At 65.1% G+C, this 25308-nt stretch carries 27 protein-coding genes and 1 tRNA gene; 16 read left to right on the top strand and 12 right to left on the bottom strand.

The genetic code is table 11. From position 1 onward, the window contains the following. Nucleotides 1-792: an enoyl-CoA hydratase/isomerase family protein gene (locus GGD66_RS25485; RefSeq protein ID WP_183259350.1), complete on the bottom strand. Its 792-nt coding sequence runs from the start codon at nucleotides 790-792 to the stop codon at nucleotides 1-3. A gap of 194 nt (nucleotides 793-986) precedes the next feature. On the opposite strand from GGD66_RS25485, the gene GGD66_RS25490 reads away from it, so the two are divergent. After that, a complete protein-coding gene (locus GGD66_RS25490; protein ID WP_183259351.1) occupies nucleotides 987-1763 on the top strand; it encodes an IclR family transcriptional regulator in 777 nt (258 codons plus the stop codon). Between the two features lie 307 nt (nucleotides 1764-2070). Next, the gene (locus GGD66_RS25495) at nucleotides 2071-2502 is read left to right on the top strand and encodes a nuclear transport factor 2 family protein (protein ID WP_183259423.1); all 432 of its coding nucleotides are present in this window, start codon (nucleotides 2071-2073) and stop codon (nucleotides 2500-2502) included. Between the two features lie 79 nt (nucleotides 2503-2581). On the opposite strand, the gene GGD66_RS25500 is transcribed toward GGD66_RS25495, so the two are convergent. From GGD66_RS25500 to GGD66_RS25515, 4 genes are all read right to left on the bottom strand, one after another. Next, nucleotides 2582-3484: a hypothetical protein gene (locus tag GGD66_RS25500; RefSeq protein ID WP_183259352.1), complete on the bottom strand. Its 903-nt coding sequence runs from the start codon at nucleotides 3482-3484 to the stop codon at nucleotides 2582-2584. 123 nt (nucleotides 3485-3607) lie between these two features. Beyond that, nucleotides 3608-3964 (bottom strand): 6-carboxytetrahydropterin synthase QueD, encoded by a 357-nt coding sequence (queD, locus tag GGD66_RS25505; protein WP_183259353.1) that lies wholly within the window; start codon nucleotides 3962-3964, stop codon nucleotides 3608-3610. 84 nt (nucleotides 3965-4048) lie between these two features. Beyond that, nucleotides 4049-4125: transfer RNA gene (locus tag GGD66_RS25510), tRNA-Arg, on the bottom strand. Nucleotides 4126-4385: 260 nt separating this feature from the next. Continuing rightward, a complete protein-coding gene (locus GGD66_RS25515; RefSeq protein ID WP_092251795.1) occupies nucleotides 4386-5885 on the bottom strand; it encodes a HAMP domain-containing sensor histidine kinase in 1500 nt (499 codons plus the stop codon). Between the two features lie 364 nt (nucleotides 5886-6249). On the opposite strand from GGD66_RS25515, the gene rpmH reads away from it, so the two are divergent. From rpmH to dapE, 11 genes are all read left to right on the top strand, one after another. Next, nucleotides 6250-6384, top strand: a complete 135-nt coding sequence (gene rpmH, locus GGD66_RS25520; RefSeq protein WP_008542748.1) for a 50S ribosomal protein L34 — start codon at nucleotides 6250-6252, stop codon at nucleotides 6382-6384. Nucleotides 6385-6412: 28 nt separating this feature from the next. After that, nucleotides 6413-6826 (top strand): ribonuclease P protein component, encoded by a 414-nt coding sequence (gene rnpA / locus GGD66_RS25525; RefSeq protein ID WP_183259354.1) that lies wholly within the window; start codon nucleotides 6413-6415, stop codon nucleotides 6824-6826. Nucleotides 6827-6842: 16 nt separating this feature from the next. Then, entirely contained in the window at nucleotides 6843-8696 is a 1854-nt protein-coding gene (gene yidC, locus GGD66_RS25530) for a membrane protein insertase YidC (protein ID WP_183259355.1), read from the top strand. A 132-nt stretch (nucleotides 8697-8828) separates the two neighbouring features. Continuing rightward, nucleotides 8829-9482, top strand: coding sequence for a ribosome biogenesis GTP-binding protein YihA/YsxC (gene yihA / locus GGD66_RS25535; RefSeq protein ID WP_183259356.1), 654 nt, complete (start codon nucleotides 8829-8831; stop codon nucleotides 9480-9482). Further along, nucleotides 9482-9847: a DUF423 domain-containing protein gene (locus GGD66_RS25540; protein WP_183259424.1), complete on the top strand. Its 366-nt coding sequence runs from the start codon at nucleotides 9482-9484 to the stop codon at nucleotides 9845-9847. The genes yihA and GGD66_RS25540 overlap by 1 nt, the downstream gene beginning before the upstream one ends. Before the next feature lie 252 nt (nucleotides 9848-10099). Beyond that, on the top strand, nucleotides 10100-10987 hold the full coding sequence (gene argB, locus GGD66_RS25545; protein WP_018320775.1) for an acetylglutamate kinase: 888 nt from the start codon (nucleotides 10100-10102) through the stop codon (nucleotides 10985-10987). 155 nt (nucleotides 10988-11142) lie between these two features. Next, entirely contained in the window at nucleotides 11143-12129 is a 987-nt protein-coding gene (locus tag GGD66_RS25550; protein ID WP_183259425.1) for a DUF1036 domain-containing protein, read from the top strand. Between the two features lie 218 nt (nucleotides 12130-12347). Further along, a complete protein-coding gene (locus tag GGD66_RS25555) occupies nucleotides 12348-13040 on the top strand; it encodes a pyrimidine 5'-nucleotidase (RefSeq protein ID WP_092251787.1) in 693 nt (230 codons plus the stop codon). A gap of 128 nt (nucleotides 13041-13168) precedes the next feature. Beyond that, complete coding sequence (gene dapD / locus GGD66_RS25560) at nucleotides 13169-14014, top strand: 2,3,4,5-tetrahydropyridine-2,6-dicarboxylate N-succinyltransferase (RefSeq protein WP_018320778.1); 846 nt, start codon at nucleotides 13169-13171, stop codon at nucleotides 14012-14014. Between the two features lie 272 nt (nucleotides 14015-14286). Then, on the top strand, nucleotides 14287-14940 hold the full coding sequence (locus GGD66_RS25565; RefSeq protein ID WP_183259357.1) for a DUF805 domain-containing protein: 654 nt from the start codon (nucleotides 14287-14289) through the stop codon (nucleotides 14938-14940). Beyond that, nucleotides 14937-16103 (top strand): succinyl-diaminopimelate desuccinylase, encoded by a 1167-nt coding sequence (gene dapE / locus GGD66_RS25570; RefSeq protein WP_183259358.1) that lies wholly within the window; start codon nucleotides 14937-14939, stop codon nucleotides 16101-16103. The genes GGD66_RS25565 and dapE overlap by 4 nt, the downstream gene beginning before the upstream one ends. 176 nt (nucleotides 16104-16279) lie before the next feature. Here the strand turns inward: dapE and truA are convergent, their stop codons facing one another. From truA to def, 3 genes are all read right to left on the bottom strand, one after another. Beyond that, the gene (gene truA / locus GGD66_RS25575) at nucleotides 16280-17017 is read right to left on the bottom strand and encodes a tRNA pseudouridine(38-40) synthase TruA (protein ID WP_183259359.1); all 738 of its coding nucleotides are present in this window, start codon (nucleotides 17015-17017) and stop codon (nucleotides 16280-16282) included. Nucleotides 17018-17023: 6 nt separating this feature from the next. Next, nucleotides 17024-17959 carry a methionyl-tRNA formyltransferase gene (gene fmt, locus GGD66_RS25580; protein ID WP_183259360.1) on the bottom strand — a complete coding sequence of 312 codons (936 nt, stop codon included), beginning with the start codon at nucleotides 17957-17959 and terminating at the stop codon, nucleotides 17024-17026. A gap of 201 nt (nucleotides 17960-18160) precedes the next feature. Next, nucleotides 18161-18685 (bottom strand): peptide deformylase, encoded by a 525-nt coding sequence (gene def / locus GGD66_RS25585; protein WP_092251777.1) that lies wholly within the window; start codon nucleotides 18683-18685, stop codon nucleotides 18161-18163. Between the two features lie 170 nt (nucleotides 18686-18855). On the opposite strand from def, the gene GGD66_RS25590 reads away from it, so the two are divergent. The 3 genes from GGD66_RS25590 (at nucleotide 18856) to GGD66_RS25600 (ending at nucleotide 21879) form a co-directional block, all read left to right on the top strand. Further along, nucleotides 18856-20052, top strand: a complete 1197-nt coding sequence (locus GGD66_RS25590) for a DNA recombination protein RmuC (protein ID WP_183259361.1) — start codon at nucleotides 18856-18858, stop codon at nucleotides 20050-20052. An 88-nt stretch (nucleotides 20053-20140) separates the two neighbouring features. Beyond that, entirely contained in the window at nucleotides 20141-20443 is a 303-nt protein-coding gene (locus tag GGD66_RS25595) for a GIY-YIG nuclease family protein (RefSeq protein ID WP_018320785.1), read from the top strand. Between the two features lie 86 nt (nucleotides 20444-20529). Beyond that, entirely contained in the window at nucleotides 20530-21879 is a 1350-nt protein-coding gene (locus tag GGD66_RS25600) for an AmpG family muropeptide MFS transporter (protein ID WP_183259362.1), read from the top strand. Between the two features lie 134 nt (nucleotides 21880-22013). Here the strand turns inward: GGD66_RS25600 and GGD66_RS25605 are convergent, their stop codons facing one another. Genes GGD66_RS25605 through GGD66_RS25620 form a run of 4 tightly spaced genes read right to left on the bottom strand, consistent with a single transcriptional unit; the run spans nucleotide 22014 to nucleotide 25246 of the window. After that, the gene (locus GGD66_RS25605) at nucleotides 22014-22451 is read right to left on the bottom strand and encodes a hypothetical protein (RefSeq protein WP_018320787.1); all 438 of its coding nucleotides are present in this window, start codon (nucleotides 22449-22451) and stop codon (nucleotides 22014-22016) included. A 27-nt stretch (nucleotides 22452-22478) separates the two neighbouring features. After that, nucleotides 22479-23081 (bottom strand): recombination mediator RecR, encoded by a 603-nt coding sequence (gene recR, locus GGD66_RS25610; protein ID WP_018320788.1) that lies wholly within the window; start codon nucleotides 23079-23081, stop codon nucleotides 22479-22481. Nucleotide 23082: 1 nt separating this feature from the next. Next, nucleotides 23083-23403 (bottom strand): YbaB/EbfC family nucleoid-associated protein, encoded by a 321-nt coding sequence (locus tag GGD66_RS25615; protein ID WP_018320789.1) that lies wholly within the window; start codon nucleotides 23401-23403, stop codon nucleotides 23083-23085. A gap of 28 nt (nucleotides 23404-23431) precedes the next feature. Further along, nucleotides 23432-25246 (bottom strand): DNA polymerase III subunit gamma/tau, encoded by a 1815-nt coding sequence (locus GGD66_RS25620; protein WP_183259363.1) that lies wholly within the window; start codon nucleotides 25244-25246, stop codon nucleotides 23432-23434. Between the last annotated feature and the right edge of the window lie 62 nt (nucleotides 25247-25308).

A 25308-nucleotide genomic window follows, 5' to 3' on the forward strand; every position in this document is an offset into this window, starting at 1 on the left:
TCAATCCTTCGACGCGGATTGCGCAAGGAACGCGGTCACCGCATCCCGATGCTCCGCGCTGGTGTAGCAGATGGCCTGCGCCTGGCTGCCGAGACTGAAGATGTCGTTGGCGGAATGCTCGAACGTCTCGTTCAGGATCTTCTTGCCCAGCGCCAGCGCGGTGGGAGAGCCTTGAGCCAGTTCGGCCGCCCAGGCCTGCGCGGCCGGCAGGAGCTCGCTCGAGGCCACCTTGCGATCGACGATGCCGAGCGCGAGCGCTTCGTCGGCGTCGACGACGCGTCCGGTGAAGATCAGCTCCTTGGCCTTGGGAAGCCCGACCCGGCGCGGCAGGAAATACAGGCCGCCGCCGTCGGGGATCAAACCGCGCTTGATGTAGGACCAGGTGAATTTCGATCGCTCCGTTGCCATGACGAAGTCGCAGGCGAGCGCAGTGTCCGCGCCGAGACCCGCCGCGGCGCCGTTGACGGCGGCGATCGTCGGTTTCGGCAGGCCCAGCAGCAGCGACTGCACGTGATGCACGCCCTGCTGACGGCTCCATCCGTTGAATGCGACTTCGCCCTGCGGCGCCTCGAGCCGGCGCTTCATTCCGCTGATGTCGCCGCCGGCGCAGAACGCACTGCCGCGCCCCGTCAGCACCAGAGCCTTGATCGCTTTGTCCCGAGCCACGATTTCGAGCGCAGCGACGAACTCGGCGCGCATGTCGTCGCTCATGGCGTTGCGTCGGTCCGGCCGGTTGAATGCAATCGTCGCGACACCCGCCGCGACTGAAAATTCGATGAGCTGATAGGACATGGCAAGCTCCTTGGTTCGAGTCGGATCGATCACCGCGACGCATTGCGGATGTCGAATGCCGATTTCGGCGGTGCCGTTTCCTCGTTGAGCCCCAGCACGGCCGGGCATTCTTCTTCCCGGTGCTGATAGCGGCTTGCGCCCGCCCGAACATCCCCCTAATTCCACTTAGTGGAAACGCTGGACGGAGGCTGGATGTGGCGCAGGCGCGCAGATATGCGGGCGGGGTGGACGGCAACCGCTCGCTCGAACGGGGCATCGAGATCCTCCGGGCGTTCCGGCCCGGCGTCGACACGCTGGGCAACGGCGAGATTGCGGAGCGAACAGGACTGCCGCGATCGACGGTCAGCCGGCTGACGCGAACGCTGGTCAATTCCGGGATGCTCGACGAAGTTCGCGCGAAGCGGACCTACCGGCTTGCCGCGTCCGTCATCAGCATCGGTCACGCGATGCGGACGGGATCACCGGTGCTCAACGCGATCGGACCGATAATGCGGGCCGAATCGGCCAAGCGCCGGCTCAACGTGGGCCTCGCGACGGCGGATCGAGCCATGATGGTTTACCTGGAGTCGATCCGCTACAGCCCCCGAGCGGCACTGCGGAACGTCGTCGCGGGTCAGCAGGTCCCGATGGAGTTGACGTCGCTCGGGCGCGCTTATCTGGCCGGCATTGCCGAGGCCGAGCGCGAGCGATTGCTGAGGCAGTTCAAGCGGCGTAGCGCGGCGGCCACGAAGGCGCTGCTTGCGGACGTCAGGGCATCGATACGCTCAGTCGAACGCAACGGTTATTGCGCAGTGTCGTGGCAACCCGGCGTTCTCGCCGTTGCCACACCCATCGTGCTGGCCGGGCTTCCGGTATACGCCCTCAACATGAGCCTGCAAAATGTCGAGCGGTCCGATGCGCTGGCCGGCGAACTTGGCGCGTACCTCAACGCGTTTGCGGCAAAGTGCAAGGAGGTGCTGGCGGGCCAGTGAAGCCGATTGGCCGCCGCTTCGCTACCGACTGGCCCTACGCGCCCTTGGCTTAAGCTCGCGGCAACTTTCTGTTTCAAGATGCGTTGAGCTTCAACACGATCCGGAGAAGACGGCGGCAACGTCAAGATCGGGGACCTCTAGCTGCGATCGCCGTCGGTGAGTGCTGACCCGCCGGGACGGCAAATGGCTGATCAAGGCGCTCGACAACGTAACCTTGACGAACCCACGCACGGCGAGCTGGTCCTGCGAAAGTGACGTCAGCGGAGACTTCCGATCCCGACACGCGTTGGAGGCGACTATGAAGACGATGGAGACGAACGTCAGGAAGCTGTTCGAGCGATATGAGAGTATCTCCAAGGCGTCTCTGCGCGGCGACGTCGACATGGATGAAGTCGCCGCGCTCTACGCCTCGGAGTTCATCGCGGCCACACCCGCCGGCGTGATGACTGGGAAGAACGACGAGCATCTCAAGCAGGTCCTTGCTAAGGGCTATGCCCACTACCGCGCTATCGGAACAAAGGCGATGGAGATGCGGGGGCTCCGCATCGCGCCATTGGACGAACACCATTGCGTCGTCCACGTCTCCTGGAGAGCGATGTATGTCCGCAAGAACCAATCCGACGTCGTGATTGATTTCGACGTCCACTACCTCGTCCAGCATTTGGGCGCAGAGCCCAAGGTCTTCGGATGGGTGTCGGGGGACGAGCAGACCCTTCTGAGGGAGCGCGGCGTCATTTGACGCTGGCCAGCGTCCTACGGGCTAATCTAGGACGGTGAGCCAAAGGCGCATCTCTCGCCGGCAATGTCGTACGCCGCAGTTACAATTTCCCATAGACCCGCCCGGCGACCGCCTTCAGGCGCTCGACCGAGCCGGATTCCGGATGCGGCTTGACCGGGGCAAACACGATCGAAGCCTGCCTGCCGTTCTTCCAGACATAGATGGTGACGGCGTTGCCGTTGCCCTTGGTGCAGGAATGCTCGCCGAACGCTTCGCTGCCGAGCTCTTGTATCGCCACGTGCTTGCAGGGACCTGCGCGCTTCATCATGCCGATGGCGGTGTCCCGCGAGGTCGCGATCACCGCGACGATCATGGTGTTGGCCTCGCGATCGAACATCATGCAGCTGCCCGCGCCGGTGCGCTGGACCGTCAGCGTGCTCTTGTCGAGAAAGCCGTCGGCATCCGCGTCCGTGAGCCACTCGCAATTGCCGAACCGCTCGCTGCTCTTGCTCACGCTGGCGATGGCCACGCGCGCGGCTTCGGTGACCGGCCCGAGCAGCGCGTCGTCGGCACGCCGGCCGACCGGATAGACGGTGATCTGCAGAATGTAATCGCCGGACAAGGCGACGACCGAGGCCTCCTGGCGCTCTGCGCCGGCCGCGCTCGTTCCGCCCTGGCCTTCGTCGCCGATCCCCGCGACTGCGTTAAGCGGCATGCGCTCGCCAAGCGTCTTGACGAAGGTCGCGTACAATTCCCTGGCGCGGTCCTTGTCCGGGTTGCGGAACACGGAGAGCATCATCGTGTCGCCGCGCCCGGCCTGGTAGATGCAGCCGCGGCCGTCCTGATTTGAAATCAGCGACCATTTGAGCGCCGGCATCGCGGCGGCGAGATCCTTGGCGCTGATGAACGGGCAGGTTTCGGCCGCGCGCACGGGAAGCGCGGGGACGGCTGCGATTGCAAGGAACAGAACGAGGCAGGAGAACAGGCGATCGATGGTACGCATGGGACGTACTTACTACCGAAACGGTGCGCCCGGAACAATTCGAACGTCCGCCCTGAGATCCGTCGTGATGCTCTATCCAGCCGAGCCAAGGACGGCCCGCGCCGGATCAGCGCAGGGCCATCGCTACTGCCCGTTATATTCGGCCCAGCAGTCCGCCGTTTCATAGACCCGGACCGCCGACAGCTGTCGAAGGCTCGGCTTCAACCGGTCCCAGATCCAGATCGCGATATTCTCGGCGGTCGGGTTCTCGAGGCCTTCGACCTCGTTCAGGCAGTGGTGATCCAGCGCGCCCAGGATGTCGGCGAAGCTTTTTTCGATGTCGAAGAAATCCGCGACGAAGCCGGTGTGCGGATCGACCGGCCCGTCCAGCAGGACCTCGACCCGGTAGGAATGACCATGCAGCCGGCGGCATCGATGGGTCTCGGGCACGTTCGGCAGCCGATGCGCCGCCTCGAACTTGAACGCCTGCGATATCTTCATTCCGCTCCTCACACGGCGTCGCCATCCGGTCTCGGGCCCGTCTGGCGACCAGATGCTGCTAGGTCCTGACCTTTCGGCGAAGAATGGCGCGCCCGGAACGATTCGAACGTCCGACCCTCAGATTCGTAGTCTGATGCTCTATCCAGCTGAGCTACGGGCGCGTTTTTCGCAAACAGCGCGGGCTTGGCCCGCAGGCAGCCCCCGGCAAAGCCGGAGGGGGTGCGAAAGAGCGCTCTGACTAACCGCTCTTGCCCCGATTGGCAAGGTCCGGGATGGGGAGATTTTGCAGGGAGATGACGGTTTGGATGTCATTCCGGGGCGATGCGCAGCGTCGAACCCGGAATCTCGCGCCAATGCTCGGGATTCCGGGTTCTCGCTACGCGAGCCCCGGAATGACGGGAGATTATGGGCCTCTGGCCGACTACGCCCTCTGCCGCTCGTTGCGGATGGAAAGGAGCTCGACGGGCCGGTCGGGGATGACGATGCGGAAGGTGGCGCCGATGGTGCCTTCGACCAGGTGGATATCGCCGCCATGGGCGCGGACCAGCTCGGCGGCGATGGCGAGGCCAAGGCCGCTGCCGCCGGGGCGGCCGGAGGTCTGGAACGCCTCGAACAGGTGCTCCCGGGTCTTCGGGGGGACACCGGGGCCGGTATCGGAAACCTCGAGAATTGCGACCGCGCCCTCGCGTTTTCCCGTGATCCGGATCTGCTGCACCCCGCCCTCGCCGGAGGCGTGACTTTCCAGCGCCTGGGCGGCGTTGCGGACGAGGTTGAGCAGCACCCGGAACAGCTGATCGGGATCGGCATCGACCGCAAGCCCGCGATCGATCGCGGCGACCCAGGCGATCGAGGCGTCGGAGGCGAGGCCCGCGGTCTCGCGCACCTCCAGCACGACAGGCTCGATCAGGATCATGCGCCGGTCCGGTGCGGCCTCCTGGGCGCGGCCGTAGGACAGCGTCGACTGGCAGAAGGCGATGGCGCGCTCGAGCGAGCGCACCAGCTTTGGCGCGAAGCGCTGCACCCGCGGGTCCGGCACGCTGGCGAGCTGGTCCGACAGGAGCTGGGCCGAGGCCAGCAGATTGCGCAGATCGTGGTTGATCTTGGACACGGCGAGGCCAAGGGCGGCGAGCCGGCTCTTCTGATGCAGCATCGACATCAAATCGCGCTGCATGTCCGACAATTCGCGCTCGGCGACCCCGATCTCGTCGCTGCGCTGGCTCGGCACGATGATCCCCGCTGAGCTTTCGGGGTTCTCGTGGAAGCCGACCAGGCTCGCGGTCAGCCGCCGCATCGGGCGCACGAAGAGATAATGAAGCGCGAGGTAGACGAGGCCCGCGGTCAGCGCCGCGATGATCAGCGCGACCACCACGACGTTGCGGGAGAACCGGTACATCTGCTGCCGCAGCGGCAGCTCGTCGGTGACGATCTCGATGAACTGGGCATTGCCGACGCCGGGCCCGACGATGCGGATGGCCTGATTGCCGGTCTCCAGCATCATCCGGAACGAGCCGGTGATCGCCTCCCACGCCGTCATGTCGCGCAGGTCGATGTCATGCTCGATGGCGGCCGGAATGTTGTCGCTGGCGAGCAGCCGGCGCTGCTGGCCCATCTTGATGGCGACGGCGCGGGCATTGATGCTCTTCAGGATCTGCCGCGACAGCGAATCAGGAACCATGCCGAGCGGCGCCGCATCGAGCACCAGCGCCGCGGTGTTGGCGGCGGCGACGCGGTCGTTCAGCCGATTGACCCAGAAGTTGGCGATGGCGGGCACATAGAGCAGGCTGGCCGCGATCATCACCAGGGGAACGGTGAGCAACAACAGCTTGCCTGACAGCCCGAGGCCGCGCGTCCCGCGGGGGCGCATCGCCGGCTGGTCCGGCTGATCCTGATCCTGGATCGGCTGGAGGTCTGTCGCTGCCACGAAAGTCGCCCTCGCTGCCTTTGGCCGGTAAAGGATTGGCGGTATGAAGATGCGACCCGACCCCGGTCCGGTCAAATTACGGATCGCTAATCTGCCGAGGTGGGATGTAAGCGCTGATATCGCGAGTCGCCACCTCAAGGGTTAAAAACCCCGCACAAACAGCGATATTCACCGGAATCGTGCGCTTGTGCGGCGTTGACGAAAAGAAGGCACTCCCTTATAAGCCGCGCAAATTGTCCGCGATGACCCGGTGCGACACCGGGAGCGGCTCTCTTGGGGCCGGAAACGGCTCGTTTTGGGCCGCATCTTCCGGACTTTACCATCAATTCTACAGGCAAATTGCCCGGTCAGCGGAGAAAAACCCGTGAAGCGGACTTATCAACCCAGCAAACTGGTGCGCAAGCGCCGTCACGGCTTCCGTGCTCGTCTCGCCACTGCCGGCGGCCGCAAGGTTCTCGCCGCCCGCCGCGCCCGCGGCCGCAAGCGTCTGAGCGCCTGAGCCGGACCCCCTTTTCCGGGATTTCATCATGGATCGGCTGAGGCAGCGGGCGGATTTCCTCGCCGTTGCCAATGGCGCGCGGGTGAACAGTCCCGCGTTCGTCCTGCAAAGCCGCCCCCGCGATGACGGCGGCCCGATCCGGATTGGCTTCACCGTTACCAAAAAGAACGGCAATGCCCCCGCGCGCAATCGTATCCGGCGCCGGCTTCGCGAATTGGTGAAGCGGCTCGATCCGGTGTCGATGCAGCCCCATCATGATTATGTCCTGGTCGGACGAAGCGCCGCGCTCTCGCGCGACTTCGCCACCATGCTCGACGATCTGCGCATGGCGTTCACGAAGCCGGCGCGGCATACGGCCAAGGGACCTGCGAAGGGACGCGGCCCGAGGACTGACCGTACCGGGCCCCGCCCCGCTCCTGCTGCCAGCCGCAAACCGGATTGATGACGAGACCCCAGAGATGACCGACAATCGCAATACCATCCTCGCCGTCATTCTGTCGGGCCTCGTCCTGATCGCCTGGCAATATTTCTACAATGTTCCGCAGATGGAGAAGCAGCGCGCCCAGCAGCAGACCCAGGCCGAGCTCCAGAAGACCACGCCGCAGCCGTCGGCCTCCGCGACGCCGGGCGCGGCGCCGCAGCAGCCGGGTAACGCCGCTCAGCCGGCAACGCCGGGCGCGAACCAGCAGGCCCAGCCCGTGGTGGCGCGCGAGGCCGCCATTGCAGCCAGCCCGCGCGTGAAGATCGACACGCCGCGGATTGCCGGCAGCATCGCGCTGAAGGGCGGCCGCATCGACGACATCGCGCTGGTGCAATTCCGCGAAACGGTCGATCCGAAATCGCCGCCGATCATCCTCTATTCGCCCTCGGGCACCGCGGAGCCCTATTACGCCGAATTCGGCTGGGTGGCGGCGACAGGCGTGACGGCGAAGATGCCTGATGCCCAGACCGTCTGGCAGCAGGACGGCAGCGGCAGCCTGACGCCGACGACGCCGGTGGTGCTGAAATGGGAGAATGGCGATGGCCTCACCTTCCGCCGCACCATTGCGGTCGACGACCATTATCTCTTCACCATCAAGGACGAGGTGAGCAATGTCGGCAATGCGCCGGTTACGCTCTATCCGTTCGCGCTGATCTCGCGCCACGGTGCGCCGCAGGTCTCCGGCTACTACATCCTGCATGAAGGCCTGATCGGCTATCTCGGCGACCAGGGCCTGCAGGAATATGCCTACAAGAAGATCGACGAAAGCAAGAAGGTGGACTTCAAGGTCACCAACGGTTGGCTCGGCATCACCGACAAGTACTGGGCCTCGGCGCTGTTGCCCGATACCAATGCCCAGCTGCAGGCGCGCTTCTCGTCGAACCCATCCGGCAACGTCCACACCTACCAGACCGACTACCTGCTCGACCCCGTCACCGTCGCGATCGGCGGCACTGCGACCGCGAACGCGCGGCTGTTCGCCGGCGCCAAGGAAGCCGGCGTGGTCGGCGTGTTCCCGTTCGCCGGCCTCGGCGGCTACAACAAGGAGCTGGGGCTGAACCATTTCGATCTCTTGATCGACTGGGGCTGGTTCTACTTCATCACCAAGCCGATGTTCCTCGGCCTCGACTTCTTCTACCGCTTCTTCGGCAATTTCGGCATCTCGATCCTGCTCGTGACCGTGATCGTGAAGTTGCTGTTCTTCCCGCTGGCGAACAAGTCCTACGCCTCGATGGCGAAGATGAAGTCGGTTCAGCCGCAGCTGCAGGCGCTCAAGGAGCGCTACCCCGACGACAAGGTGAAGCAGCAGCAGGAGATGATGGAGATCTACCGCAAGGAGAAGATCAATCCGGTCGCCGGCTGTCTTCCCGTGCTGATCCAGATCCCCGTGTTCTTCTCGCTCTACAAGGTGCTGTTCGTCACCATCGAGATGCGGCACGCGCCGTTCTACGGCTGGATCAAGGACCTCTCGGCGCCGGATCCGACCAACCTGTTCAACCTGTTCGGGCTGATCCCGTTCGATCCGACCACGATCCCGGTGTTCGGCCATTACCTCGCGCTCGGCATCTGGCCGATCATCATGGGCATCACGATGTGGTTCCAGATGAAGCTGAACCCGACGCCGCCGGATCCGACGCAGCAGATCATCTTCAACTGGATGCCGCTGATCTTCACCTTCATGCTGGCGGGCTTCCCGGCGGGCCTCGTGATCTACTGGGCCTGGAACAACCTGCTCTCGGTGGTTCAGCAGAGCTACATCATGCGCCGCAACGGGGTGAAGGTGGAGCTGTTCGACAATCTCAAGGCGACGTTCGCGAAGAAGGCGACGTAAGTCTCACACTCTGTCATTCCGGGATGGTGCGAAGCACCAGACCCGGAATCTCGAGATTCTCAAGTGCGCAATAGCGCACCAGAGCTCGATGCTTCGCATCGCCCCGGAATGACAGGAAGCAAAGAGCTTCGCATGACCGACGACAAAGATGCGAAGCTGATCGAGGCCGGACGGAAGCTGTTCGCACGCGACTGGCAGTTCATCTGGGCCTCGCCCTCGATCCAGACGCTGCCGCCGATGGCGGGGCTGGAAGTCGCCTTTGCCGGGCGCTCCAATGTCGGCAAGTCGAGCCTGATCAACGCGCTGACGGGGCGCAACGCGCTGGCGCGCACCTCGCATACGCCGGGACGCACCCAGGAGCTGATCTTCTTCGAGGTGCCCGGCAAGACCGACCTGCGCCTGGTCGACATGCCCGGCTACGGCTATGCCAAAGCGCCCAAGAGCCAGGTCGCGTCCTGGACCGAGCTGATCCACAAATTCCTGCTGGGACGCGCCTCGCTTGCGCGCGTCTACGTGCTGATCGACGCGCGGCATGGCCTCAAGGAGGTCGACCTCGAGATCCTCAAGACGCTCGACCGCTCGGCGGTCAGCTACCAGATCGTGCTGACCAAGGCCGACCAGGTGAAGGCCTCCGAGCTGCAATCGCGCATTGCCGAGACCGAGGCGGCGCTGGCCAAGCATCCGGCCGCGTTCCCGAACGTGCTCGCGACCTCGTCACGCAGCTCGACCGGCATGGAGAGCTTGCGCGCCGCGATGGCCAAGCTGCTGGAAGAGCGGGCCTCGTGATGGTGGCGCAGCGCCTGCTGATCGGGCTTGCCGGCTTGATGGGCGCCGCCGGCGTCGCGCTGGCCGCGGCCTCGGCGCATGGCGGCGATGCGAGCCGGCTGGCCTCGGCCAGCGCGATGCTGCTGTTTCACGCAACTGCCATACTTGCAGCTGTCGCCTTGCTCGCGCGCGGCCTTCTGCACGGCGGAATTGGCCTGATCGGCGCATTCGGCTTCGTGATCGGCGCCATGCTGTTCGCGGGCGACCTCACCTTGCGGCAATTTGCCGGGCACTCGCTGTTTCCGATGGCGGCGCCGACGGGCGGGACGGTGATGATTTTGGGCTGGCTGGCGGTGAGTGCGGCGACGGTGGTGGCGAGGAAGTGATACGCCTTCTTACCCTCCCCTGGAGGGGGAGGGTCGCTAGGCATGCAGCGAAGCGAAATGCGTAGCGGGGTGGGGTGACAGTCTCTCCATAGAAGTAGTGCCCGTGTGGAGAGATCACCCCACCCCGCTCGCGCTACGCGCGATCGACCCTCCCCCTCCAGGGGAGGGTAAGAACGAACACCACACTTTGCGCCACGCCCGCCAATCGGATAGAACGCAGGCCGCTCCAGTCCCGCCAGCGAGATCCGCGACATGACCGACATCTCCCCGCTCGACCAGGCCCGCATCCTGTCGGAAGCGCTGCCGCATATGCAGCAGTATGACGAGGAAACCATCGTCATCAAATATGGCGGCCATGCCATGGGCGACGAGGAGACCGCGAAGAATTTTGCCCGCGACATCGTGCTGCTGGAGCAGACCGCGATCAATCCGGTGGTGGTGCATGGCGGCGGGCCGCAGATCGCGACCATGCTCAAGCGCCTCGGCATCGTCTCGGAATTCGCCGCCGGCCTGCGCATCACCGATGCGGCGACCATCGAGATCGTCGAGATGGTGCTCGCCGGCTCCGTCAACAAGCAGATCGTCGGCTACATCAATGAGGCCGGCGGCAAGGCCGTGGGGCTGTCCGGCAAGGACGGCAATATGGTGAAGGCGTCGAAGACGACGCGCACCATCATCGATCCGGGCTCGAACATCGAGAAGGCAATCGATCTCGGCTTCGTCGGCGACCCCGAGAAGGTCGACCTCACGCTGCTCAACCAGCTGATCGGCTACGAGCTGATCCCGGTGCTGGCGCCGCTCGCAACCTCGAAGGAAGGCCAGACGCTGAACATCAACGCCGACACTTTTGCCGGTGCGGTTGCCGGCGCGCTGAAGGCCAAGCGGCTGTTGCTGCTCACCGACGTGCCCGGCGTGCTCGACAAGTCGAAGAAGCTGATCCCGCAATTGTCGGTGAAGGATGCCCGCAAGCTGATCGCCGACGGCACCATTTCCGGCGGCATGATCCCGAAGGTCGAGACCTGCATCTATGCGCTCGAGCAGGGCGTCGAGGGCGTCGTCATCATCGACGGCAAGATGCAGCACGCCGTGCTGCTCGAGCTCTTCACCAACCAGGGCACGGGAACACTGATCCACAAGTGAGAGACGAGCGGACAAAGAAAACCGTCATGGCCGGGCTTGTCCCGGCCATCCACGATCTTTCGATCCGCGCCAAGAACGTGGATGGCCGGGACAAGCCCGGCCATGACGAGCGGAGAGAGCGGAGAAATCGCCGCTCGCCCCTGACCCGCTTCCTGATGGCGTTGCCGGCGGCGGCCGTCTCGTTCGTGTTCTCCTCGGTGCCGGCCTTCGCCGATCTGAAGATCTGCAACCGCATGTCCTACGTCGTCGAGGCCGCGATCGGCATCGACGACAAGGCGGCGACCGCGACGCGCGGCTGGTTCAGGGTCGATCCCGCCACCTGCCGCGTGGTCGTGCAGGGCACGCTGACCGCCGACCGCATCCTGCTCAATGCCCGCGCGCTCGGCGTCTATGGCGCCTCGCCGATTCCGCAGAACGGCAGCGACATGCTCTGTGTCGCGCAGGACAATTTCGTCATTGCTGCGGCCCGGCAATGCCGCAGCGGCCAGACCCAGGCCGCATTTACGCAAGTCACCCCGACGCAAAGCGCAGACGGCAACCTCATTGCCTATCTCGCCGAGGATTCCGAATATGACGACGAGCAGGCCCGCCTCGCCGGCATCCAGCGGCTTTTGGTCATTGCGGGCTACGACGCCGCGCCGATCGACGGCGTCGACGGGCCGAAGACGCAGGCAGCCCTGGCCGCGTTCCTGAAGAGCCGCGGATTGTCCTCGGACATCGTGGGCTCGCAAAACTTCTTCAAGACCATGGTCGATGCGGTGCAGACGCCGTCCGCGACCGGCCTCACCTGGTGCAACGATACGCCGCACAAGGTGATGGCGGCGATCGCGACCGACGACGGCAAGTCCGTGACCAGCCGCGGCTGGTATCGCATCGATCCCAAGACGTGCCTGCATCCTGATGTGACCGGCCAGCCGAAGCAGATCTTCAGCTTCGCGGAAGCCGTCGACGCCGACAACCGCGCCGTCAAGCTGAAGGACCGGCCACTGAACTGGGGCGGCGACAGGCAGCTCTGCACGCGCGAGACCAAGTTCGAGACCGTTGAGCAGACCGATTGCGGCGCGCGCGGTTTCGGGGCGACGGGATTTGGCGCGGTGGACATGTCGAGCGGCGGCAAGACGCTCCGCTTTGCGGTGCCGTGATGGTGTTGCTGTGATGGTGGCGTCGCCACAAACTCCGCTGTCGTCCCTGCGAATGCAGGGACCCATAACCACAGGGAGTGGTTGTGGCGCGAAGCTGGTCACCCCGAATCTTCGCCAAACCACTCCCTGTGGTGATGGGTCCCGGATCTTCGCTGCGCTCGTCCGGGACGACAGCGGAGGGTGGAGCTGCGCTCGGGCCTAACGGATAGAGAGTTGCGATGAACCAACCCCGCACCTTTGCCCATGTCGACACCTGGGTATTCGACCTCGACAACACGCTGTATCCGCATCACGTCAATCTGTGGCAGCAGGTCGATGTGCGGATCACCGAGTTCGTGTCGAGCTGGCTGCAGGTGACGCCGACGGAAGCGCGAAAACTGCAGAAGGATTATTACCTGCGTTTCGGCACCACGATGCGCGGCATGATGACCCTGCATGGCGTGTCCGCCGACGACTATCTCGCCTACGTCCACAAGATCGACCATTCGCCACTGGAGCCGAACCCTGCGCTCGGCGAGGCCATCGCAAAATTAACGGGGCGCAAGCTGATCCTGACCAATGGCTCGGTCGACCATGTCGATGCCGTGCTGGCGCGTCTCGGCCTGGCAACGCATTTCGACGGCGTGTTCGACATCATCGCCGCCCAGTTCGAGCCGAAGCCGGCGGCGCAGACCTATCAGAAATTCCTCGCCGACCACGCGGTCGATCCGACCCGCGCCGCCATGTTCGAGGACCTCGCCCGCAACCTCACCGTCCCGCACCAGCTCGGCATGACCACCGTGCTGGTGGTGCCGGACGGAACGAAGGAGGTGGTGCGGGAGGACTGGGAACTGGAAGGCCGGGATGCTGCCCATGTCGACCACGTCACGGATGATCTGACGGGGTTTTTGGCGGGGTTGTCGCCCAAATAACCGCTGTCGTCCCGAGCTCGCTTCGCGCCCCGGGACGACAGCGGAGTATGCCTTGACTCTCCCCCGCCAAATCCCGAAAAAGCGCTCCAATTCACACGAAACCACGCCTTCCCCCAGAGGAAATCCCGATGTCTCTTGCAGCCCTCGAATCCACCATCAACAGTGCCTTCGACGCGCGTGACGGCATCTCGACGTCGACCAGGGGTGAGGTGCGCGAAGCCGTGGACCAGGCGCTGGAGACCCTGGACAGGGGTGAGGCACGCGTTGCCGAGCGCGGGGCCGACGGCAAGTGGAAGGTCAATCAATGGCTGAAGAAGGCGGTGCTGCTATCGTTCCGCCTCAACGACATGGACGTCATTCCCGGCGGCCCCGGCCAGGCGAGCTGGTGGGACAAGGTGCCCTCGAAGTTCGAAGGTTGGGGCCCGAACCGCTTTCGCGACGCCGGTTTTCGCGCGGTGCCTGGCGCCGTCGTCCGCCGCTCGGCCTTCATCGCCAAGAACGTCGTGCTGATGCCGTCCTTCGTCAATCTCGGCGCCTATGTCGATGAGAGCACCATGGTCGACACCTGGGCCACGGTCGGCTCCTGCGCCCAGATCGGCAAGCGCGTGCACATCTCCGGCGGCGCCGGCATCGGCGGCGTGCTCGAGCCGCTCCAGGCCGAGCCCGTGATCATCGAGGACGATTGCTTCATCGGCGCGCGCTCCGAGGTCGCCGAGGGCGTGATCGTGCGCAAGGGCGCGGTGCTGGCGATGGGCGTGTTCCTGGGCGCCTCGACCAAGATCGTCGACCGCGAGACCGGCGAGGTCTTCATCGGCGAAGTGCCAGAATATTCGGTGGTGGTGCCCGGCGCGCTGCCCGGCAAGCCGATGAAGAACGGCCAGATCGGCCCGAGCACCGCCTGCGCCGTCATCGTCAAGCGCGTCGACGAGCGCACGCGCTCCAAGACCAGCATCAACGAGCTGCTGCGGGATTGAGCTAGAGCGACGATCCCAGACCCATCCCCGTCACCCTGAGGTGGCCGCTCCTTCAGCGGCCCTCGAAGGGCGACGGCCCGGCTGGCGGCGACATCGCGGGCCGTTCATCCTTCGAGGCTCACCATGGGACGCGTCGCGTCCCATGCTTCGCACCTCCAGCGACAACGGCTTCGCCGTTGCGCGGGGACGACGGGTCTTAGAGCCCTATCGAACCCACCCTTCTTCCATCGCGACCAATCTTCGGGCGGCTCCTCCCGCCCGGAGCCGTTCGCATGGACTGGACCTGGTATCTGTTCCGCTTCGACGGTCGCATCAACCGCGCTCTGCTGTGGCAGGCGCTGCTGATCGTCGCGCTGCTGGCGGGCTTGCTGGAGATTGCCGGTCAGGCCATCGGAATCGTCGGAGGGACGAGGTCCACCCTAAAGCTCGGAATTGAACTCGATTTCGACTTCGGACTCGACGGCCTCTTCAAGCTTATCGACCCCCGCGTCTCCCACGCGCTGGCATCAGCTGATCTCGCGGGCTCGATCCTCAAGGCGTCCGGCATGGCGCTGTTCTTCTGGATCTATCTCGCGACGGCGATCAAGCGACTCCATGACCGCGACAAGAGCGGCTGGTGGATCGTTCCGTTCTTCTTCCTGCCCGGCCTGTTCAGCCAGTTCGCCGACCTGCTGCCCAAATCAAGCTGGATATTTTCGCTCAACCTGACTGCCGCACTGCTATGGCTGTGGGGCCTCGTCGAAATGTTCTGCCGGTCCGGCACTGCGGGCCACAACCGGTTCGGCCGCGATCCGCTCGCCGACTTCGACGATGGCTCCGCATCCGCCGCTCCCCCTGCGAAAAGCTGGGACCAGAGCCGCGAGATCGAAATTGTCCCGCCCCGCGCTAGCCCACCCGGCGGCATGCATGTTAAGCGGGGCGCATGACCGATGCTCTGTCCATTGCCCGCGATCTGATCCGCTGCCCCTCGGTAACCCCTGAAGATGCCGGTGCGCTCGGGGTGCTCGAAAAAGCCCTCACCGCCGCCGGGTTCACTTGCCACCGCGTGACCTTCAGCGAGGAAGGCACTGCCGACGTCGACAATCTCTATGCGCGGATCGGCACTGAAGGCCCGCACATCACCTTTGCCGGCCACACCGACGTGGTACCAGCAGGTGACGAGAGCGCCTGGAGCGTCGGTGCGTTCTCCGGTGAGGTGAGGGACGGCGTCCTGCACGGCCGCGGCGCGGTCGACATGAAGGGCGGCATCGCCTGCTCGGTCGCGGCTGTCCTGGAGCATCTCGCCGCCAACGGCGGCCAGCCGCGCAGCGACGGAAAGGGCTCAATCTCGTTCCTGATTACGGGCGACGAGGAAGACGTCTCCATCAACGGCACCATCAAGCTGTTGAAATGGACGGCCGAGCGCGGCGAAAAATTCGACCATTGCGTGCTGGGCGAGCCCTCCAATGTCGAGACGCTCGGCGACACCATCAAGGTCGGCCGCCGCGGCTCGCAATCCGGCACGCTGTACGTGGACGGCGTGCAGGGCCATGTCGCCTATCCGCACCGCGCCTCCAATCCGGTGCCTGACATCGCAAGGCTGATCGTGGCGATCTCCGACGAGCCGCTCGACCATGGCAGCGCGCAATTCCAGGCCTCCAATCTCGAGTTCACCTCGGTCGACGTCGGGAACAAAGCCAACAACGTCATCCCCGGCGAGGCCCGCGCCAAGTTCAATATCCGCTACAACGACAACCACACCCAGGCCTCCTTGCGCGAGTTGGTCGAGACGCGGCTGACAAAAGCCTGCGGCAACCGCATCAAGGCCCGCATCGTCTGGGAGCCCTCGAACTCCAACGTGTTCGTGACCAAGCCGGGGCCGTTCACCGATCTCGCGGTCTCCGCGATCGAGGAGGTGACGGGGCGGAAGCCCGAGCTGTCGACGTCAGGCGGCACGTCGGACGCGCGCTTCATCTCGAGCTATTGCCCGGTGATCGAGTTCGGGCTGGTCGGCCAGACCATGCACCAGGTCGACGAGCGGGTGCCGGTTAAGGATCTGGAGAAGCTGACGCAGGTCTACCGCGGGATTTTGACGCGGTATTTTGCTTAATACTCCGCTGTCATCGCCCGGCCAGTGCGCAATTGCGCACTAGGACCGGGCGATCCAGTATTCCAGAGACGATAGTGATCGAACCGAAAGGCCGCGGCGTACTGGATGCCCCGGTCAAGCCGGGGCATGACAGCGAGGGTGTGGAGAGAGCGCGCAGTCTCTGTGCTCTCACACCTCTAATAATCCACCTTCATCAGATACAGCCCATCCGGCGGGGCGACGATGCCGCAGGCGACGCGGTTGCGCGCCTCCAGCGCTGCGGAGAGATCGTCGGCGGTCCAGCGGCCCTCGCCGACCCAGACCAGCGAGCCCACCATCGAGCGCACTTGGCTGTGCAGGAACGAGCGCGCCGAGGTGACAATGGTGATGTCGCGGCCGTCACGCAGCACGTCGAGCTGGTCGAGCGTCTTCTCCGGCGACTTGGCCTGGCACTCGGTGTCGCGGAACGTGGTGAAATCGTGCTTGCCGAGCAGGCGCAGTGCCGCCGCATGCATCGCATCGGCATCGAGCCGGCGCGGCACGCGCCAGGCGTGGCCGATGTCGAGCGCGAGATTGGCGCGGGTGTTGACGATGCGGTAGCGGTAGTGGCGCTTCACCGCCGAGAAGCGCGCTTCGAAGGTGTCAGGCACGATCTCCGCCTCCAGCACCCCGATCGGATGCGGGCGCAGATGCGCGTTGAGCCCGTCGCGAAACCGGCCCGGCGGAAACTGCTTGTCGATGTCGACATGCGCGACCTGGCCGCGCGCGTGCACGCCGGCATCGGTGCGGCCGGCGCCATGCACGCGCAAATCCGCGCCGGTCATCGCCTTCACGGCCGCCTCCAGCGCGCCCTGCACCGAGGGCAGCGTGTCCTGCACCTGCCAGCCGAAAAACGGCGCGCCGTCATATTCGATGGTGAGCTTGTAGCGGGGCATCGCTGATTAGTTGAACCTCGCTCCCGCCTTCAACGGCACGCCGCGCAGGAAGTCCGCGGCCTGCATCCGGCCCTTGCCCTCGCGCTGGAGCTCGATGATGCGGATGGCGCCCTCGCCGCAGGCGATGGTGAGCTTGTCATCGAGCACTTCGCCCGGCGCGCCCGACCCCTTTGCCAATTCACACCGCAGGATCTTGACGCGCGCATTCTCGCTGACGCCGGCAAGCTCGGCCCATGCGCCGGGAAACGGCGACAAGCCGTGGATGTGGCGCAGCACGGCGCGCGCCGGCCCCGTCCAGTCGATCCGCGCCTCGGCCTTGTCGATCTTGGCGGCGTAGGTGACGCCGTCCTCGCTCTGCTTCTTGAGCTGGAGCCCATCGCGGGCGAGTGCGGCCATCGCGCGCACCATGAGATCGGCGCCGAGGCGGGAGAGACGATCGTGCAAATCGAGTGCAGTCATATTGTCGGTGATCGCGAGGCGCTCGGCCATGGCGACATCGCCGGTGTCGAGGCCGACATCCATCCTCATCACCATCACGCCGCTCTCGGCATCATCAGCCATGATCGCACGGTTGATCGGCGCTGCGCCGCGCCAGCGCGGCAGCAGCGAGGCGTGCAGATTGTAGCAGCCGAGTTTTGGCGCATCGAGGATCGCCTGCGGCAGGATCATGCCGTAGGCGACGACCACGGCGGCATCGGCAACGAGCGCGCTGAACTCGTCGAGCGCTTCCTGGGTCTTCAGCGTCTTCGGCGTCAGCACGGGAATGCCGAGCTTTCGCGCGGCCTCCTCGACCGGCGTCGGCTGCAATTGCAGGCCGCGCCGCCCGCCGGGCTTCGGCGCGCGGGTGTAGACGGCGACGATCTCGTGGCCGTGCGCGACCAGCTCGAGCAGCGTCGGCACGGAGAAATCGGGCGTGCCCATGAAGATCAGGCGGAGGGGCATGACAAGGACTCGATGCGTTCCCTCCCCCTTGTGGGGGAGGGCTAGGGAGAGGGGTGCCACACGACGCGCTCTTTCGGCACGAGCGTTCGCGGCACGCACTCGATTCAGATGACGGATAGACTTCCGCCTGGGCTACCCCTCTCCCCCGCCCTCCCCCACAAGGGGGGAGGGAGCGCAGGGGAATGCGGGCAGCACCAAAACTCACTCCGCGCGCTTGGCGGCTTTCTCGAACTTCTTCATGACGCGGTCGCGCTTGAGCTTCGACAGATAGTCGACGAACAGGACGCCGTTGAGGTGGTCGATCTCGTGCTGGATGCAGGTGGCATAGAGGCCTTCTGCGTCCTCCTCGTGCACCTTGCCGTCGAGATCGGTGAAGCGGACGCGCACCTTCGCAGGGCGCTCGACCTCCTCGTAGTATTCGGGGATCGAGAGGCAGCCTTCCTCGTAGACCGAGAGTTCCTCGGACGAGGCGATGATCTCGGGGTTGATGAAGACGCGCGGAAGCGGCGTGGTCTCGCCGTTCTCGTCGCGCTTGGCGAGGTCCATGGTGATCAGCCGCAGCGGCTGCGCGATCTGGATCGCGGCGAGGCCAATGCCGGGCGCGTCGTACATGGTCTCGAACATGTCGTCGGCAAGCTTGCGGATCTCCGAGGTGACCTTCTCGATCGGCTTGGAGACCAGACGCAGCTGCCTGTCGGGCAGGATGATGATTTCTCTGAGGGCCATGGCCGCGATTTAAGCCCCGCGCCGGGTGCGGTCAATGCGGCCGGGAACCCCGTTAACTCTCCGCTAACCATAAAACTTCGCTTTTCATTAACCATGAAAATTAGGGGACCATTAACCGTCAATGTTCCCTCTTCGTTCGCGGGAGCCAGCGAATCGGCCAGAAGGGCGGCATGAATGAGATCATTTTCATGTTGGGCGACTGGCCGGTGCGCACGATCGATGCGCTGATCGGCTTCGGCGCGCTCGTCCTCATCCTCCTGGTGGTCATCGCCATCGTGATCGCCCGCTCGGGCCGGCGCGGCGCGGAACTGGCGATGGCGCACGCGATCCGGGCCGACGAGCTCGAGGAGCGCCTCAGCGAGGTGCTGCGCGCCCAGAGCGAATCCTCAGGGCGGGTCGACGCCATGACCCAGGCGCTGGCGGGACGCCAGGCCGAGATGGCGCGCGCGGTCAACGAGCGGCTGGATTCGGTGACCCATCGCGTCGGCCAGTCGATGGAACATTCGACCCGCAACACCATGGAGAGCCTGCGCGCACTGCACGAGCGGCTCGGCATCATCGACAGCGCCCACAAGAACCTCACCGATCTCACCACCCAGGTGACGACCCTGCGCGACGTGCTCGCCAACAAGCAGTCGCGCGGCGCCTTCGGCCAGGCGCGGATGGAGGCGATCGTCCAGGACGGTCTGCCGAAGGGCGCCTACGAGTTCCAGTTCACGCTCTCGACGGGAAAGCGGCCGGACTGCGTCGTGTTCCTGCCCGACCAGCGCCCGCTCTGCATCGACGCAAAGTTTCCGCTGGAGGCGATGACGGCGCTGCACGACGCCCGCACCGACGAGGAGCGGCGCGTCGCCACGCAGCGGCTGCGCGGCGACGTGATGAAGCATGTCAGCGACATCGCGGAAAAATATCTCGTCACCGGCGAGACCCAGGAGATGGCGCTGATGTTCGTGCCGTCGGAATCGGTCTACGCCGAGATCCACGACGGTTTCGACGACGTGATCCAGAAGGCCTATCGCGCCCGCGTGGTGCTGGTGTCGCCCTCGCTCTTGATGCTCGCGATCCAGGTGATGCAGCAGATCATGAAGGACGCGCGCATGCGCGATGCCGCCGACCAGATTCAGACTGAAGTGATCAAGCTCGGCGACGATCTGGGACGCCTCAGGGATCGCGTGGTCAAATTGCAGAAACACTTTTCCGATGCGAACGAGGACGTCCGCCAGATCCTGATCTCCGCCGACAAGATCGAGAAGCGTGCCGGAAGGATTGAGGAGCTCGATTTCAGCAAGAGTGATGCGGAAGGGCCGCGGCTGGTGGCGACGGGCGCGGGTGAGCTGTTCCCGCGGAAGCTCCAGGCGGGGGAGTGATTCTCTTCTGAGATCAGGTACGCTGCCAGTCCAATTTCACTGGCGTCGCCCGGCTTGACCGGGCGACCCAGTATCCCAGAGACGGCAGATGAGCCCTCGCTGCTACTACGTGTACATTCTCGCCAGCAAGATTGGCGGAACACTCTACATTGGCATCACCAACGACCTCATCCGCCGGGTCGCACAACACAAGCTGAAGCTCATCGAGAGCTTCACGAAAGACTACGGCGTCGTGAGGCTGGTCTACTTCGAGCAGTTCGATGACCCCGAGAATGCGATCAAGCGGGAAAAGCGCCTGAAGAAGTGGAAGCGTGATTGGAAGATCGCGCTGATCGAGAAGGACAATCCGGACTGGAACGATCTCTATCCGGAGATTGCAGGTCCTCCATAACTCCGGCCTCTGGAATACTGGGTCGCCCGGTCAAGCCGGGCGACGACACCTCACTTGTGGCCCCCAGAATCTGCTAACACCGCCCCATGACCGCTCCCGACGCGACCTCCGCCCCCGCCGCCTCCTGGCGCGACAGCCTTGCCGTGTACCTGCAGCCGCGGGTGCTGATCGTGCTGTTTCTCGGCTTTTCCTCCGGCCTGCCGCTGGCGTTGTCGGGCTCGACGCTGCTGGTGTGGATGCGCGAGGCCGGGGTCGATCTGAAGACGATCGGGCTGTTCGCGCTGGTCGGCACGCCCTACACGCTGAAATTCTTGTGGGCGCCGCTGGTGGATGCGCTGCATGTGCCGCTGTTCACCCGGGCGTTCGGGCGGCGGCGCGGCTGGCTGGTGTTTTCGCAACTACTGCTGATCGTCGCGATCCTGCTGCTGGCGATGACCGACCCGGCCAGCTCGCCGTTCTACGTCGCGCTGGGCGCGCTGCTGGTGGCGACGACGTCGTCGACGCAGGACATCGTGGTCGACGCCTTCCGCGTCGAGAGCTTGCCGGAGAGCGAGCAGGCCGCCGGCATGGCGGCTTACGTTGCGGCCTACCGCATCGGAATGCTGGTCTCGACCGCGGGCGCGCTGTTCATCGTCTCGGGCTTCGAAGGCACCGGCATAGCCCGCACCTCGGCGTGGATGTGGGGCTATGTGGTGATGGCCGCGATGGTGCTGATCGGCACGATCACCGCGCTGGCGGCGACCGAGCCGGCGCAATCCGCACAGGCGGAAGCTGCGACACAAACCGAGACCGCATTTGCGCGTGTGTTGAGCGCGGCGATCGGCGCGTTCTCCGAATTCCTGTCGCGCAAGGACGCACTCGCCGCGCTCGCCTTCGTCGTGCTGTTCAAGTTCACCGATGCCTTCTCGGGCACGATGACGGCGCCGTTCGTGATCGACCTCGGCTTCACCCGCAACGATTATGCGGCGATCGTGAAGGGCGTCGGCCTCGCCGCCACCCTGATCGGCGGGTTTGCCGGCGGCTTCGTCGCGCGGCGTTATTCGCTCGCGACCAGCCTCTGGATCGGCGGCGTGGTGCAGGCGCTGGCCAATTTGTCCTTTGCCTGGCTCGCAATGGTCGGCACCAATCAATGGGCGCTGGCGCTCGCGATCTGCGCCGAGAATTTCACCAGCGCCATCGGCACCGTGATCTTCGTCGCCTACCTCTCCGCGCTCTGCCAGAACCCGCTGCACACGGCGACGCAATATGCGCTGCTCACCGCGCTCGCGGCGGTGGGGCGGACCTATCTGTCGTCGAGTGCGGGCTATGTCGCGGAGACGACGGGCTGGCCGCTGTTCTTCGTGATCTGCGTGCTGGTGGCGATCCCGAGCCTGCTGCTGCTCGCCTGGTTGCAGAAGCGCGGGCATTTTGAGGCGCTGGGGCCAGTCAGGGTGTGATGGTCTCGTAGTTTGAAGGTCTCGTAGGGTGGGCAAGGGCGCGACGCGCCGTGCCCACCATCGCGCCAGGAATTCGAAAGAGGTGGTGGGCACGCTTCGCTTTGCCCACCCTACGGCATCTCGCCTCGCCGCCCCTACTGCTTCTTGATCAGGCTCCACTTCGTGATCACGGCTTCGCTCATCTGGCCGGGGTCGCTGGCGCAGGCGACTTCGTCGACCTTGACCGAGATTTCCTTGCCGACGAACGTCTTCAGCTGCGCCGCTTGCGCATCGCCGCTCGGAACGAGCTGGAAGGTCTCGGGCCCGGTCTCGAGATTGCACAATCCGTTCGGCGGCGGCAGGCGGCGCGGCTCGGACGTGATCTGGTAGGTCGCAACCCGCTTGCCGGCATTCTTGACGTCGCGCACTTTCAAGGCGTTCAACTCGCCGGACAACACCTCGCCGGCGTTGATCGGCTTGCCGGGCTTGGACGGCGGCGGCGCCCCGTCGTCCTGCTGCGCGGAGATGGCCGGGCTCGCCAGCAGCATCATCGTCGCGACCAAAGCCAAGCGTGTGGCGAAAAGTTTCGTCATGTCGTCCGTTCCGTAAAGTCTGGATGGCTAGAACAGGGTACGCTGCCGCATCGCGGCCGATAGCGTACCTTCATCGAGATAATCAAGCTCGCCACCGACAGGCACACCATGGGCCAGCCGGGTTACTTTTACGTTGGCGTCCTGAAGCAGGTCGGTGATGTAGTGCGCCGTGGTCTGGCCGTCTACCGTCGCATTCAGCGCCAGGATGATTTCATGCACCCGAGAATCATGTGCGCGCGCGACCAGCGCGTCGATGGTCAGATCCTGCGGGCCGACGCCGTCGAGCGGCGACAATGTCGCGCCCAGCACATGATAGCGACCCTGGGTCGCATTGGCGCGCTCCAGCGCCCAGAGATCGGCGACGTCGGCGACGACGACGATGATGGCGTCATCGCGCTTCGGATCGGTACAGACCGTGCAGGGATTTTGCGTATCGATGTTGCCGCAGGTCTTGCAGACCTGGACCTTGTCGAGCGCGACCTGCATGGCCGAGGCCAGCGGCATCATCAGCGCTTCGCGCTTCTTGATCAGATGCAGCGCGGCGCGCCGCGCCGAGCGCGGACCGAGGCCCGGCAGCCGCGCGAGAAGCTGCACCAGCCGCTCGATTTCGGGACCTGCAACCGCGCCCATCTTATTGGCCGAACAACCCCGGCGGCAGGCCGAGCCCGCCGGTCAGCGACTGCATCTTCTCCTGCATCGCGGTCTCCGCCTTGCGGCGGGCATCACTGAGCGCGGTGACGAGCAGATCTTCGAGCACTTCGCGCTCTTCCGGCTTCATCAGCGAGGGGTCGATCTTGATGCCCTTGACGTCCATCTTCGCGGTCATGCGCACGGCGACGAGGCCGCCGCCGGAGATGCCCTCGACTTCCACGTTGCCCAGCTGCTCCTGCATCTCCTGCATCTTGGATTGCAGCTGCGCCGCCTGCTTCATCATGCCGAGAAAATCAGCCATCGGTGCTCGTCCTTGGAAAAAGATGGGCTCAGAGATCGTCGCCGTCGGAACCGTCGGGCGGATCGTCACTGCCATAGTCAGCGTTTATATTGGCTTCCGGCGTCTCGGGGGCAAGCCTGCGGACCTCGACAACCTTCGCGCCGGGGAAACGCGACAGCACCTCCCGCACGCGCGGATCGGCCTCCGCGGTACGGGCATGCTCCTGCTTCGCCGCCTGGTTCACCGAGCGCAGCGTCGGCTGGCCCTGCTCGTTGGAGACGATCACCGTCCAGCGGCGGCCGGTCCACAGCTCGAATTTCTTCGCGAGCTCTGAGATCATGGTCTTGGAGGCGTTCGGCTCGAGCGCGACCTCCAGCCGGCCTTCCTCGAAACGGACGAGGCGCATGTCGCCTTCGAGCGCGCTCTTGGTCATGATGTCGCGCTTCTGCCCGGCCAGCGCGACGAGCTGGGTGAAACTCGTGATGCGCAACGCCGGCGCCGCGCCTTGCGGATCCGGCGCAGGTGCGGCCATCTGCGGCCGCGCACCACCACCGCCAAATGAAGGCGACGAGGTCGGCATGCGAACAGGTGCTGCGGAGGCCGTCGGCGCGGCCGGTACGCTGCGTGCAGCGCCGCCGCCGCTCGCGACCGGCGAGCCGCCGCCGTTCTGCTCCAGCATCCTGATCGCTTCGTCCGGCGTCGGCAGGTCGGCGACATAGGCGATGCGCACCAGCACCATCTCGGCGGCCGCAGCCGGGCGCGTTGCGGCCTGCACCTCGGTGATGCCCTTGAGCAGCATCTGCCACATCCGCGACAGAACGCGCATCGAGATTTTCGAGGCGAACTCCTTGGCGCGAACCCGCTCGGTCTCGCCATAGGCGACGTTGTCGGCAATCGCCGGAATGACCTTCACGCGGGTGACGAAATTGACGAATTCGGCAAGGTCCGAGAGCACGACGATGGGATCGGCGCCGACGTCGTACTGGTCGCGGAACTCCTTGAAGGCGGCGGCGATATCGCCGCGCGCCAGCGAATCGAAGAGGTCGATGACGCGGGTGCGGTCGGCGAGCCCCAGCATCTGCCTGACCGCGTCGGCCTTCACCGTGCCTGCCGCATGGGCAATGGCTTGATCGAGCAGCGACAGCGAATCCCGCACCGAGCCTTCCGCGGCGCGCGCGATGATGCCGAGCGCCTCCGGCTCGATCTCGACGCTTTCCTTCGCGGCGATATTGGCGAGGTGCTTCATCAGCACGTCGGCCTCGACGCGGCGCAGGTCGAAACGCTGGCAGCGCGACAGCACGGTGACGGGAACCTTGCGGATCTCGGTCGTCGCGAACACGAATTTGGCGTGCTCCGGCGGTTCCTCCAGCGTCTTCAGGAAGGCGTTGAACGCCGCCGTCGACAGCATGTGGACTTCGTCGATGATGTAGACCTTGTAGCGCGCGCTGGCCGGCGCGTAGCGCACGCTGTCATTGATTTGGCGGACGTCGTCAACGCCTGTGTGCGAGGCCGCGTCCATCTCCAGCACGTCCATGTGCCGGCTTTCCATGATCGCCTGGCAATGCACGCCCAGGGTCGGCATGTGGATGGTCGGGCCCTTCACCGAACCGTCAGGCATCTCGTAGTTGAGTGCACGGGCCAGAATGCGCGCGGTGGTGGTCTTGCCGACACCGCGGACGCCGGTGAGGATCCAGGCCTGCGGAATTCGCCCGGTCTCGAACGCATTGGAGACGGTGCGGACCACCGCTTCCTGGCCGATCAGATCGTCGAAACTGGAGGGACGGTATTTGCGCGCCAGCACCCGGTAGGGCGCGTTGCCCGGGCCGGCGCTGTCGGGGTTGGGAGGGGCGCCAGCGTCGGTCATCGGTCGATCCGCAATGAAATGTCTCTTGGCCGGCTTTTGCGGAAAGGAGCGCGCTGGCGGCT

It is taken from the genome of Bradyrhizobium sp. CIR48, assembly GCF_014198315.1.
In the GTDB taxonomy this organism is placed as follows: domain Bacteria; phylum Pseudomonadota; class Alphaproteobacteria; order Rhizobiales; family Xanthobacteraceae; genus Bradyrhizobium.